Source organism: Polaribacter reichenbachii (assembly GCF_001975665.1).
In the GTDB taxonomy this organism is placed as follows: Bacteria; Bacteroidota; Bacteroidia; order Flavobacteriales; family Flavobacteriaceae; genus Polaribacter; species Polaribacter reichenbachii.
Genome location: NZ_CP019419.1, coordinates 3,749,781 through 3,761,345 on the forward strand (window position 1 = coordinate 3,749,781; position 11,565 = coordinate 3,761,345).

At 29.0% G+C, this 11,565-nt stretch carries 15 protein-coding genes and 2 pseudogenes; 10 read left to right on the forward strand and 7 right to left on the reverse strand.

Going from position 1 to position 11,565, the window contains the following annotated elements; genetic code table 11:
- Position 1 precedes the first annotated feature (1 nt).
- From BW723_RS16065 to BW723_RS18175, 4 genes and pseudogenes are all read left to right on the forward strand, one after another.
- Positions 2–964 carry a HaeIII family restriction endonuclease gene (locus BW723_RS16065; protein WP_068359802.1) on the forward strand — a complete coding sequence of 321 codons (963 nt, stop codon included), beginning with the start codon at positions 2–4 and terminating at the stop codon, positions 962–964.
- Between the two features lie 315 nt (positions 965–1,279).
- Positions 1,280–1,738, forward strand: a complete 459-nt coding sequence (locus BW723_RS16070) for a helix-turn-helix domain-containing protein (RefSeq protein ID WP_076686423.1) — start codon at positions 1,280–1,282, stop codon at positions 1,736–1,738.
- Complete coding sequence (locus tag BW723_RS16075) at positions 1,684–2,532, forward strand: IS3 family transposase (protein ID WP_226789300.1); 849 nt, start codon at positions 1,684–1,686, stop codon at positions 2,530–2,532. Before BW723_RS16070 ends, BW723_RS16075 begins: the two co-directional genes overlap by 55 nt.
- Before the next feature lie 106 nt (positions 2,533–2,638).
- Positions 2,639–2,853, forward strand: a pseudogene (locus BW723_RS18175) (Fic family protein); the annotation flags it as partial.
- 99 nt (positions 2,854–2,952) lie between these two features.
- On the opposite strand, the pseudogene BW723_RS18180 reads toward BW723_RS18175, so the two are convergent.
- Both BW723_RS18180 and BW723_RS16080 read right to left on the reverse strand, forming a co-directional pair.
- Positions 2,953–3,371, reverse strand: a pseudogene (locus BW723_RS18180) (transposase); the annotation flags it as partial.
- 35 nt (positions 3,372–3,406) lie between these two features.
- Positions 3,407–3,817, reverse strand: coding sequence for an Lrp/AsnC family transcriptional regulator (locus tag BW723_RS16080; protein WP_068359732.1), 411 nt, complete (start codon positions 3,815–3,817; stop codon positions 3,407–3,409).
- 117 nt (positions 3,818–3,934) lie between these two features.
- Here BW723_RS16080 and BW723_RS16085 point away from each other — a divergent pair, with 117 nt between their 5' ends.
- From BW723_RS16085 to BW723_RS16105, 5 genes are all read left to right on the forward strand, one after another.
- Positions 3,935–4,864, forward strand: a complete 930-nt coding sequence (locus BW723_RS16085) for a 2-hydroxyacid dehydrogenase (RefSeq protein ID WP_068359730.1) — start codon at positions 3,935–3,937, stop codon at positions 4,862–4,864.
- Between the two features lie 3 nt (positions 4,865–4,867).
- Positions 4,868–5,281, forward strand: coding sequence for a VOC family protein (locus BW723_RS16090; RefSeq protein ID WP_068359728.1), 414 nt, complete (start codon positions 4,868–4,870; stop codon positions 5,279–5,281).
- 160 nt (positions 5,282–5,441) lie between these two features.
- Complete coding sequence (locus BW723_RS16095; protein ID WP_068359723.1) at positions 5,442–6,167, forward strand: flavodoxin family protein; 726 nt, start codon at positions 5,442–5,444, stop codon at positions 6,165–6,167.
- A 373-nt stretch (positions 6,168–6,540) separates the two neighbouring features.
- Positions 6,541–7,479: a DUF4198 domain-containing protein gene (locus BW723_RS16100; protein ID WP_068359721.1), complete on the forward strand. Its 939-nt coding sequence runs from the start codon at positions 6,541–6,543 to the stop codon at positions 7,477–7,479.
- Positions 7,479–8,150 (forward strand): HupE/UreJ family protein, encoded by a 672-nt coding sequence (locus tag BW723_RS16105; protein WP_068359720.1) that lies wholly within the window; start codon positions 7,479–7,481, stop codon positions 8,148–8,150. The genes BW723_RS16100 and BW723_RS16105 overlap by 1 nt, the downstream gene beginning before the upstream one ends.
- A 35-nt stretch (positions 8,151–8,185) precedes the next feature.
- On the opposite strand, the gene BW723_RS16110 is transcribed toward BW723_RS16105, so the two are convergent.
- Both BW723_RS16110 and BW723_RS16115 read right to left on the reverse strand, forming a co-directional pair.
- On the reverse strand, positions 8,186–8,998 hold the full coding sequence (locus BW723_RS16110) for a lysophospholipid acyltransferase family protein (protein WP_068359719.1): 813 nt from the start codon (positions 8,996–8,998) through the stop codon (positions 8,186–8,188).
- A gap of 55 nt (positions 8,999–9,053) precedes the next feature.
- On the reverse strand, positions 9,054–9,680 hold the full coding sequence (locus tag BW723_RS16115) for an NUDIX hydrolase (protein ID WP_068359718.1): 627 nt from the start codon (positions 9,678–9,680) through the stop codon (positions 9,054–9,056).
- 83 nt (positions 9,681–9,763) lie between these two features.
- On the opposite strand from BW723_RS16115, the gene BW723_RS16120 reads away from it, so the two are divergent.
- Positions 9,764–10,051 (forward strand): hypothetical protein, encoded by a 288-nt coding sequence (locus tag BW723_RS16120; RefSeq protein ID WP_068359717.1) that lies wholly within the window; start codon positions 9,764–9,766, stop codon positions 10,049–10,051.
- On the opposite strand, the gene BW723_RS16125 is transcribed toward BW723_RS16120, so the two are convergent.
- The 3 genes from BW723_RS16125 to yidD are packed head-to-tail and all read right to left on the reverse strand — an operon-like array spanning position 10,048 to position 11,515.
- A complete protein-coding gene (locus tag BW723_RS16125; protein WP_068359715.1) occupies positions 10,048–10,359 on the reverse strand; it encodes a DUF6787 family protein in 312 nt (103 codons plus the stop codon). The two genes, BW723_RS16120 and BW723_RS16125, sit on opposite strands and share 4 nt — an antisense overlap.
- A complete protein-coding gene (gene lgt / locus BW723_RS16130) occupies positions 10,359–11,198 on the reverse strand; it encodes a prolipoprotein diacylglyceryl transferase (protein WP_068359714.1) in 840 nt (279 codons plus the stop codon). The genes BW723_RS16125 and lgt overlap by 1 nt, the downstream gene beginning before the upstream one ends.
- 41 nt (positions 11,199–11,239) lie before the next feature.
- Positions 11,240–11,515, reverse strand: a complete 276-nt coding sequence (yidD, locus tag BW723_RS16135; protein WP_076686427.1) for a membrane protein insertion efficiency factor YidD — start codon at positions 11,513–11,515, stop codon at positions 11,240–11,242.
- Positions 11,516–11,565 lie beyond the last annotated feature (50 nt).

Consider the following 11,565-nt stretch of genomic DNA (forward strand, 5'->3'; position numbering starts at 1 on the left):
TATGGCTAGTCAAACTATTAATGGTAAAGCTTTCGAGTATGCTTTACTCTTTGAATTTTACGAACGTTTAAAAACAATTACAAGCGTTTCGATAACAGAAAATGAACCTTACAAAACAGCTAAAGGCTTTTTTGATAGTTTCTGCGAATCTGAACAAGACACTTTTAGAATAACAGCAAGTGCATCAATTAATTTCCTCATTGACATTGAACCTAGGTTATCAAATGGAATTAGCGAAGATGATATTTTGGTTTTAGAATTAGTAAGCGACCAAGCTGGGCAAACTGGAGATGTACGAGACGTTTTAATGATTCGCTCTTTACAAAAATGGGAGATTGGGATTTCTGCAAAAAATAATCACAGAGCAGTTAAGCATTCAAGATTATCTAACAAAATCAACTTTGGAGAAAAGTGGTTAGGCGTTTCTTGTTCGGATAACTATTTTAAAGAAATCAATCCAATATTTGATATGCTCGCTGATTTGAGAACAAAAGATAAATCAACGAAATGGACTTCAATCGAAAATATGCACCAAGTTGTATATATCCCAATTTTAGATGCTTTTAGAAAAGAATTACTTCGTTTAGACAAAGAAAACCCAAGTATTGTTGCAGAAAATTTAGTTCAATATCTAATCGGAAATCAAGATTTTTACAAAGTAATTAAAGGTAAAAAGAAAGTTGAAATTCAGGCTTACAATTTACACGGAACTTTGAATCTGCCATTTGAGAAAATAAAACCAAAAGCAAAAATTCCTAAACTAAAATTGCCGACAAGATTAATCGAAATTGTTTATCAAGAAAACTCGACAACAACATTATTGGTTTCCTTAAACGAAGGTTGGCAAATATCTTTTAGAATTCATAATGCAAGTTCGCGAGTTGAGCCTTCATTGAAATTTGATATTAATTTAGTGAGTGCACCACATACTTTGTTTACGAATCACATATTTGTGAACGGATAAGCCAACGCTGAAAGCCGTACACATTTGCAATTCGCTAAAGCCACCACACAAGCCAAAAATTGCAAAAGAGTATGTCTTTACCAACGCTAGCAAGTTTGCGGAAAAAAAGTACGAAAACACAACAATGTATAAAAATAATAGCGGCTTAATCGCTAAAAATAAAGTAAGTAAATATAAAAAAGGTCAATGTTTAACCGAAAAGTAAGTGCGTAAAATTCCGCTACTATTCTTATATTAGACCGTTGGCAAACATTAAAGAAAATTACTTTCCTGAAATAGGTTGACTAAAAATTAAGCACTTAATTATAGTCACTTATGAAAACACAAAAACAACCCTGGCGAAAAAAAGCGTACGAAAAAGCTACTTTAGAACTCAAATTATTCGTCGTTGACCAAATTCAGAATGGTCAGATTTCTTCAAACTTTGCTTCCAAAAAATATAATGTTCCTAGAACTACAATTGCCTATTGGATTAAAAAATATAGTACTTTAGTCCAACAAAATACTGGTATGAGTAAATTAGACGAAATTAAAAAACTAAAGGAACGTATTGAGGAATTGGAGTTTGTAAAGGAATTTCAACAAGATATTATTGCTGATATGGAAATCATTACTGGAGTCGATTTGGCAAAAAAGTCGTTACCCAAAATATTAGCAAAAGAGATAGCACTAAAAAAGAAAAACCTTTTAAAGTCAAGTGGTTCTATGAATATTTTGGGATCAGTAAACAAGCCTATTACAAAAGACTTAAAACACAAGAAAACAAGCAAATAAACCATCAGAAAATTATTGTAATGGTACAGGATTATCGTAAATTAGTGGGTATGAGAACTGGTGGTATTAAGCTCTATACAGAACTAAAACAAGACTTTATTAACCAAAACATCAAAATAGGTCGAGACAAGTTTTATGATGTGTTAAGACTACACAACCTACTGGTTCCTAAACTTAAAAACTATGTAACAACTACAAACTCAAACCATCAATTTAGAAAGTATAAAAACCGAATTCTAAACCAAGTACCTTCTAGACCTGAACAACTGTGGGTTAGCGACATAACCTACATTAAAACGGAAAATGGACACAATTACTTAGCCATTGTAACAGATGCATATTCTAAACAAATTATGGGATATAAACTCGATAATCATATGAGGACATCACTTTGTAAAGATGCACTTGCTATGGCTATTAAAAATAGAAAATACCCGAATGAAAAACTGATTCATCATTCTGATAGAGGGTTTCAATATTGTAATCCTAAATACACTGCATTTGCTGAAGAAAATGGAATAATTATGAGTATGACAGAACAATATGATCCATACGAAAATGCAATTGCGGAAAGAATTAATAGAACTTTAAAATATGAATATGGGCTAAGAAATCTGATGAAAAATACATCTATTGCTCAAGAAACTGCAAAACAAGCCGTTTTTATTTACAATAATTTAAGAACACATTTTAGCCTAGACTTAAGAAAACCTGCTGAAGTACATTTAAATCCGAATATCAAATACAAATCATACAGAAAAAATAATGTAAATTTGACTGAACTTAAAATTTAAGAACAAAAATAGTTTAAATTATTTTTTGCCTTCTAAACGGCTAAAAAAAATCTTTTGAACGATATAAATTAATCTAAAAAAAGGTCAACCTATATCAGGATAATACATAAGTGAAAAAGACCGATTAGAATATTATGTTTCCTTAAATAAAACTGAATTTACAAGAAAAGATTATATGAATATTTTTAAGGATATTTCTTCTTCAACAGCAAGTAGAGATTTAAAAAAAGGAGCAGAATTGGATTTATTTGAAAAAATAGGAGAAAAAAATAAAACAATCTATCGATTAAAATAACTGGGCACAACAAAGAACTGAGATAAAAAACAACTCTTTTCTTCATTAAATTTACACACTATTACTCTAGGCTCATAATGCTATGAATTAGTATTTTGAGCTTTTATTTTTTATGTAATTACTACTTATTTTGATAAAACAGAAACGTACGTTTCGTTATGTTGTAAACCTGATTTTACAATAGCAAAACTCTGTTTTATCAGTTTATTTGAAACTGCTATTAAAGCCAATTTCTTACTCTTTCCATTGTCTACAATTCACTCATAAATCTCACGACATCATTTATTTTGCTTGTAAGCTGTATAAGCAAAGAGAAACAAGAGGTTTCGTAACTTCCTATTGACTACTTTACTTATTCTACTTTTACCTCTTACACTACTTCTAGACGATTTTATTATTATAGTGACACCTATTGAGTCATTTCAAACTTTTTAAATCCATCTGTAATTACGATTAAAAATAATGCCGTTTTCAATCCTATTTCCTTGAATACTAGAGAGAATATTAGCTGTGTTTGTTGCTCTTGTTTTATTAATAATAGTACCTATGTTTAGATTCCAAATTATAAAAAACCTAAAACTATACTTCAGATAAAATTAAAAAAGTACTTGTATCACTAAAAATCATTAGTTCATCTAATAATTTTTGCAAACACAACTGATTCTTAACAGCAACTTTTAAATGAATATTCTGACTACCTGTAATCCGATAAGTCTCCATAATTTCATCAAAAGTTTTTATTTTTTCAAGAACATGTACTAATTGACCCGGAAAAACTTTTAATAAAATAAAGGCTTCAATATCATTACCCAGTTTTTTTTGATCTAACTGAATTCCATATTTCTGAATAACTCCAAATTCTTCTAACTTCTGAACTCGCTCTCTAACTGCAGAAGGAGATAAATTTATTTTTCTTCCTAAATCAGCAAAAGATAATCTAGAATTCTCTTTTAAAACATCAAGTAATTTTCTATCTATTTCATCTACCATTGAATCAACTTTAAATTGAACATAATTACATTATTTCCATTGTGAATATAACAAATATCACAATAATCTATTTTAAATTGTATAAAATGAAATCTATCTTTGTTAAAAAAATAGAATATGAGTATTTTATTAATCTTTGAAAACAAAGACGTTAATCCTTGGAAAAAAGAATTGGAGACAAAATTACCCAATGAAACCATTGAAGTTTACCCAAATGTAAAAAATAATAAAAATGTTGAATTTGTTATTTGTTGGAAACCTAAGAAACATATTTTAAAAAAAATCCCAAATATAAAAGTAATTCATTCTGTTGGTGCTTCTATTGACCATATTATAAATTCACAAACTGTAAAAAAAGATCAAATAATTACACGCATTGTTGATGAAAAATTATCTGATGATATGTGGGAATTTTTACTCACAATTGTATTATCAGAATTAAAGAATATGAACAGATATGCTGCACAACAAAATCAAAAATTATGGCAACAACTTGCTTATCGATCAATAAATAATACAACAGTTTCTATTTTAGGTTTAGGCAAGATAGGTAGTTATGTAGCTCAAAAATTTGCCCAAATTGGTTTTAATGTAAAAGGTTGGAGCAATTCTGCTAAACAAATTGAAAATGTTACAAGTTTTTCTGGTGAAAATGAATTCAATTTATGTTTAAATAATTCTGATTTCCTAATCAATTTATTGCCCTTAACCCCAAAAACGAAAGGGATTTTAAATACAAAAACATTTCAGCAATTACCCAAAAATGCTTTTATCATTAATGTGGGCAGAGGCGAGCATTTAATAACAAAAGATTTAATACATCAACTAAATAATGACACTCTTTCTGGAGCTTTTTTAGATGTTTTTAATAAAGAACCTTTACCTAAAGAACATCCTTTTTGGCAACATTCTAAAATTCAAATTTCACCCCATATAGCAAGTTTAACAAATGTAAAAACAGCCACAAATCAAATTATAGAAAATTACAAACGCTTTCTAAATAATGAGCACTTGCTAAATGTTGTATCATTAAAAAAAGGATATTAAACTATGGATTACAAATTTCACCTTGCATTTAAAGTAAAAGATATTAAAAGCACAATTCAATTTTATCATCATATATTAGGTTGCAATTTAGGCAGGCAAACAGAAGATTGGGTTGATTTCGATTTTTTTGGTCATCAATTATCTGCTCACGTTTCAAATAATATTCCTGATTTAGATTATTGTGGAAAAGTAGATAGTCTTAAAGTTCCTATACCACATTTTGGTGCAATTATAGATAACACTACATTTTCTGATGTTTATGATAGATTAGAAAAAAATAATCTAGATTTCATTTTTAAACCTCAAGAAAGATATATGGGTAAAAAAGGAGCACAAAAAACGATGTTTATTTTAGATTTTAGTAATAATCCTTTAGAGTTTAAAAGTTTTACAGATGAACAAGAAATTTTTAAATAAAAACTGTTTTATTAAGAAAAAAATTGATCAAACAAAACATTCTTAGATTTAGTTTCCTCCTTTTTCTTAAAAATCGATTTCGTTTTTATTCGTTAAATTAGACATTTATACTTCTTAAAATCAATCAAATAAAAATTAAAGATTATCAAATTAAGAAAAAATAGATTTTAGCAATTTAAAAGTAATTTACATAAACTGTACACTTAAAAAATCACCACAAGAAAGTCATACAGCTTCGTTAATAAACGTTTCTAAAGCTATTATGACCAAAGAAAATGTTCAAATTGACGAATTAAGATTGATAGATCATCAAGTTGCAAGTGGCGTTTATCCTGATATGACAGAATATGGATGGGATACTGACGAGTGGCCTAAAATATCTAAAAGAATTTTAGATGCTGATATTTTAATTATTGGGACACCTATTTGGTTAGGCGAAAAATCTTCTGAAGCTCAAAAATTAATAGAAAGATTATATGCATTAAGTGGACAAACGAATGATAAAGGCCAATATATTTATTATGGTAAAGTTGGTGGCTGTATTATAACTGGTAATGAAGACGGAATTAAACATTGTGCAATGGGTATTTTATATTCGTTGCAACATATTGGTTATTCAATTCCTCCTCAAGCAGATTGTGGTTGGATTGGAAAAGTAGGCCCAGGACCAAGTTATGGTGATAAAGAATGGAAAGGAGAAAAATTAGATAACCCTGTTGGTTTTAACAGCGATTTTACGAACAGAAACACCACTTTTATGACTTACAATTTACTACACTTAGCTTTAATGCTAAAAAACAATAACGGATACCCGAATTACGGTAACTCTCGCCAAAACTGGGATGATGGAGAACGTTGGGGATTCGAAAATCCTGAGTATAGATAAAAACAAAAATTTTTCTCATAAGCCTCTATATATCAATATTTAGAGGCTTTTTAACATCATAATAATTTGGAATAGTCAAAAAACAAGAAACCTTGATTTCTTAATAAATTCATAAAATTTTAAAATAGCGAACATCTAGAAAGATAACTCTTATATTTAGAGTTATAAAAATTCAGTAAGTTATCAATCATTAATTAAATGTTATTCCTAAGATTAACAAGTAATTGTAATAAAAAAGCTAACCAACCTTTAAGAATAAAATATGAATTCAAACACAAGAACAACAATCAAAAACAGTATTATTAATTTCTCTAAATATTTTTTTCTGATAGCTGCCTTCATTGTTTTTTGTAGTCATGATTTATATTTAAAAATGGGTACCTATTTTTTACAAGCAAATCAAGAAGCTACTTTAAGTCTGTATAATGGAACTTTTGAAACCAGCGAAAACATAATCACAAGAGATCGTATTATTGATGCTTCTGTAGTTTCGCAAGGAGAAAGAAAAGCCATAAACACCAATGATTGGCAAGATAAAGATAGCACAATTACTCAGTTAAAATTTAAAACTGGTAATCCAGGAACTTATGTTGCAGGTGTATCTACTAAAGCAAGAAATATAGCACTTACTGCAGATAAATTTAATGCTTATCTAAATAGCGATGGTGTTTTTGATATGCTAGATTATAGAACAAAAAATAATTTACTAGAACAAGATGCTGTTGAGAATTATCAGAAACACGTAAAAGCAATCTATCAAGTTGGTGATGTAAAAACCGATGATTGGAAAACTGTTTTAGGCTATCCTATTGAATTTGTTCCTCAAGCTAATCCGTACCAAAAATATAGTGGAGACAGCATCGATATTTTATTATTGTTAGATGGTAAACCAATAGCTAATCAATTGGTTTTTGCTGATAATATTAAAAGTGCTAATGCTCACTCTCATCATAATGAAAATGATGAACATACTCACGATGGAGAAATGCATTCGCATGACGATACCGAAGATCATACACATACAAATGGGCAACAATTACATACAAACAGTAAAGGTATAGTTACTGTAAATCTAAAAGAAGAAGGCATTTATTTTATGCGTACCATAAGTATGATTAATGTTACAGATTCTGATGAGTTAACACATCAATCTAAATGGGCTACACTTACTTTTGAAGTTGGTCACTCTCATAATAACGCACATGCACATGATGATGATCATAAAAATGAAATACCAACTTGGGTATTTATTCTAGGAAGTATATTAGCTGTTGGTGTTTTATTTTTATTCTTTAGAAACAAGGATAAATAATGAAATTTAACTTAAAGAGATATTTACCTCTATTGCTATTATTTGTTCCTTTTTTAAGTTTTGCTCATGATGTAACAAGTTCAGATCAAGAATTATTGCGCACTGGAGGCTTGTGGGCTTACATTCAAGTTGGTGCAACACATATGCTAACTGGTTACGATCATTTACTTTTTTTAGCTGGTGTAGTATTTTACTTAAAAAGCTTTAAAGATATTTTAAAGTTTATAACCTTTTTTACTATTGGCCATTGTATTACTTTAATTGGTGCTACTTATACTGGTATAACTGCAAATGAACATATTGTAGATGCAGTTATTGCCTTGAGTGTATTTTATAAAGGGTTTGAAAATTTAAACGGATTTAAAAAACTAAAAATTAAAGCACCCAATTTATTATTGATGGTTGGTCTTTTTGGTTTGATACACGGTTTCGGATTATCAACAAGATTACAGTCTTTTGATATTGGAAACGATCAATTTTTAGCAAAAATTTTGTGTTTTAATCTAGGTGTAGAATTAGGACAAGTTTTGGCATTAATACCAATTATAGGTATAATTACACTTTTTAGAAATAAAAAACAATTTCCTGCATTTTACAAAGCAATTAACTGGTACTTGATCTTTATTGGTATTGCCTTGTTTATTTATCAGATTTATAATTATTATAATTAATTTAAAATCTCCTTAAAGTTAATTAATAAATACACTTACCAAAAAGTGCGTTGCTTATTTAACTCTTCTTCTTCTTTTAAATATTCTTCTGCTTCTTTAGGAGATAATACCTTTAAAAATGAAGGATGCTGTTCTATAGCATATTCTATTTTAGTTACAATTTCTGCAATTTCTTCGTTATCGTAATCAATTTCTAATGGCTCTTTTATTACCATAGATTGCAGCACGTTTTTTCTTTTTATGCTTAATCCTTTTTTATCAAAAGAACGTCTAAAGCCATCAATTACAATTGGCACAACAACAGGCTTAAAAGTTTTAATAATATGCGCTGTACCTCTTCTAATTGGCTTAAAAGGAGTTGTAGTTCCTTGAGGAAAGGTAATAACCCAACCATCTTTTATAGCTTTACCAATATTAGAAATATCAGAATTTTTAACTTGTCTGTTTACATTTTTACCAGCACTTCTCCAAGTTCTATCAATAGAAACAGAACCTGCATACGCAAATATTTTTGGCAATAAACCTGCTTTCATAGTTTCGCCAGCAGCCACAAAATAAACGTTTAATTTAGGATTCCAGATGTAACCTATATTTTTGATAGAATCTTCTCTACCACTTAAAGATGCGTTAAAAACATGAAACATCGCAGCAACATCAGCAAAATAAGTTTGATGATTAGAAATGAATAAAACATTTTTATCTGGTAGATTTCTTAAAATTTCAGAACCTTCTATATTAAGATTGTTAAACTTTCTGTAGCGTCCATGAGAAACTACTCCAAAAAGTCGGATAATAAACTTTTTTATGAATAAATAATGTCCAAAAGGATTCCTTTTAAATAAAGGCATTTATAGTTTTTTTACTTGGTTTATAGGCAAAACTACAAAACAATTTAACAATTAGCTATTTTAGTAGTTCTTTAATTTCTGAAAGCATCATACCTGTAGCCCCCCAAATAATATGATTATTAATTTTAAAACAAGGCACATCTATGTTTTTCATATATGAGGTTGATAAGTTTACAGTAGTTAAATGCTTGTCGTTCAATAAATCTGTGATTAAAATCTCAATAGTATTTGCTACTTCGTGATTTAAGATAAACTTTGGTCTTTTAGTTACATAACCAATAAATGGCGTTGCTAAAAAATTACTTGGTGGTATATAAACATCTGTCAGTTCTCTTATTATTTCTACAGATGATGATCGAACTCCAACTTCTTCCCAAGTTTCTCGTAAAGCAGTTGCTTCTAAGTTTATATCATTTTCTTCAATTTTACCACCTGGAAAACTAATTTGAGCTGAATGTGTGCCTTTATAACTTGCTCTTTGTGTTAAAAGTAAATTCGTTTGGTTTTTATCATTTGGATAAAATAATGCCAAAACTGCAGCTTTTCTAGGATTACTGGCGACAATCTTTTCTTTATCAAATTTTAATCGAAGTTTTGGCGCCATAATAAACTGAGCCTCTAAACCTCCTAATTTTGTTGACTTTATCTCGTCAATTTTATCAGTAAAATCTTTAAAATTCATTTTGATTAATTACTTTTAGCAAACTTATAGCATTCTATTTCAGAAAATTGTTTTTTGGCAAGAATTTTGAATTGATATTAAATATGAATATAAAATATAAAAAATTAATCTATAGCATAGCTTTAGATGCTGTTGGTTTAATACCTGTTCCTTTTTTAGATTTTGCTTGGGCTCCTATTTCTAGTTATGTAATGACAAGAATGTACAAAGGTACCAAAGGTAAAATAGGTGGTATTATTAGTTTCTTCGAAGAAATTTTTCCTTTTTCTGATATTATACCAACATTTACATTAATGTGGATTTACACTTACATCATTAAAAAAGGTGATGATGAAAATGAAGAACAAGAAATAACTACAATAGACGTTTAACTATTTTCTTTAAATAAAAAGCCTAAACCTAATCTGCCTAAAAACTTTTTTTCGAAAGCCCAAAAGAATTTAAACTGACCAAATAACCAACCCACAATTGGTAATGTTAATTGATAAATAGGAAAAATTAGTAAAATTCTAAGTGGCCAATACAACCAAGGATTTAGAGTTTCTGGAGTTAACCCAATAAAACTAGTAACGGGTTTTGCAACCCAAGCTGCAAAAGAACCATTTACAGCAAAAGCACAAAAAATAAAGAAAATAGCCCAATTATTTTCTATACCCCATCTTTCTTTTAATTTATCCATTACACTGTTTCTTTAACTGTTTTTGTTTTTCTAAACATTAAATAAACTCCTATTAAAACTAAAGGAATACTTAACACTTGTCCTGTATTTAAAGAATTGAAAACCCAATCTTCTCGTCCATCTACTTGTGCTTCTTTTAAGAATTCTATAAAAAAACGTAAAGACCATAAAACAATCATAAATAAGCCAAATAAATAACCTAATTTTTGTTTTTTATCGGTTTTCCAATAGATAAACCACATCACAAAAAATAAAGCTAAATAACTAAATGCCTCATATAATTGAGTTGGATGTCTTGCTGCAGTTTCTCCTGCTCCTTTAAAAATTACACCAAAGTCAGAACCTGTTTCTTTTCCGTAAATTTCTGAGTTAAAGAAATTACCTAGTCTAATAAAAAAACCTGCTAAAGCCACCATTATTGCTAATCTATCTAAAATAAATAACCAAGGTTTTTGTAAATGTTTTTTAGAATAAAAATATAATGCAATAGGAATACCAATAGCAGCTCCATGGCTCGCAAAACCTGTATAGCCAGTAAATTCCCAACTCCCATTTATTTTTTTCATTGGTAAAATAATTTCTAATAAATGATGCTGATAATAATCCCAACTATAAAAGAAAACATCACCCAAACGCATACCAACCAACATTGATACAAATACGTACATAAAAAGTGTGTCTAATTTTTCTGCCGGAATTTCATCTTTTACAAATATTTTTTTCATTAGATATAAACCCAATAAAAAAGCGGCAACAAACATTAAACTGTACCATCTAACAGTAAAAAAACCTAGGTCTATACCTAATGATGGATCCCACTCTATTGCTAAAAAATTCATAAACTATAATTCAATATTTAAATTTTAAGATTCAAGTAAAATTACTTTTCTCTTTTTTCGGGTACAGGATCATAACCACTTCCTCCCCAAGGATGACAACTAAAAATTCGCTTCAAAGATAACCAACCTCCATAAAATAAACCGTGTTTTTGCAAAGCTTCTATGGTATAATGTGAACATGTTGGAGAATACCTACAAGTTGCTGGTGTGTAAGGTGATATTGCTGCTTGATAAAAACGAACTAATAAAATGAAGAAGCCCCCTAACCCCCAATGGGGGAATTTACGAGTTGTTTCTTTTTTTACTTTATTCTTCATTAATTTAAAATATCCTATATTTTTAAGTTCAATTTTTTATCAACCTTAGA

Bases quoted from the DNA above. Each gene is read 5' to 3' on its own strand.
- BW723_RS16065 (WP_068359802.1), top strand. From the start codon at position 2: ATGGCTAGTCAAACTATTAATGGTAAAGCTTTCGAGTATGCTTTACTC.
- BW723_RS16070 (WP_076686423.1), top strand. From the start codon at position 1,280: ATGAAAACACAAAAACAACCCTGGCGAAAAAAAGCGTACGAAAAAGCT.
- BW723_RS16080 (WP_068359732.1), bottom strand. From the start codon at position 3,817: ATGGTAGATGAAATAGATAGAAAATTACTTGATGTTTTAAAAGAGAAT.
- BW723_RS16085 (WP_068359730.1), top strand. From the start codon at position 3,935: ATGAGTATTTTATTAATCTTTGAAAACAAAGACGTTAATCCTTGGAAA.
- BW723_RS16090 (WP_068359728.1), top strand. From the start codon at position 4,868: ATGGATTACAAATTTCACCTTGCATTTAAAGTAAAAGATATTAAAAGC.
- BW723_RS16100 (WP_068359721.1), top strand. From the start codon at position 6,541: ATGGGTACCTATTTTTTACAAGCAAATCAAGAAGCTACTTTAAGTCTG.
- BW723_RS16105 (WP_068359720.1), top strand. From the start codon at position 7,479: ATGAAATTTAACTTAAAGAGATATTTACCTCTATTGCTATTATTTGTT.
- BW723_RS16110 (WP_068359719.1), bottom strand. From the start codon at position 8,998: ATGCCTTTATTTAAAAGGAATCCTTTTGGACATTATTTATTCATAAAA.
- BW723_RS16115 (WP_068359718.1), bottom strand. From the start codon at position 9,680: ATGAATTTTAAAGATTTTACTGATAAAATTGACGAGATAAAGTCAACA.
- BW723_RS16120 (WP_068359717.1), top strand. From the start codon at position 9,764: ATGAATATAAAATATAAAAAATTAATCTATAGCATAGCTTTAGATGCT.
- BW723_RS16125 (WP_068359715.1), bottom strand. From the start codon at position 10,359: ATGGATAAATTAAAAGAAAGATGGGGTATAGAAAATAATTGGGCTATT.
- lgt (WP_068359714.1), bottom strand. From the start codon at position 11,198: ATGAATTTTTTAGCAATAGAGTGGGATCCATCATTAGGTATAGACCTA.
- yidD (WP_076686427.1), bottom strand. From the start codon at position 11,515: ATGAAGAATAAAGTAAAAAAAGAAACAACTCGTAAATTCCCCCATTGG.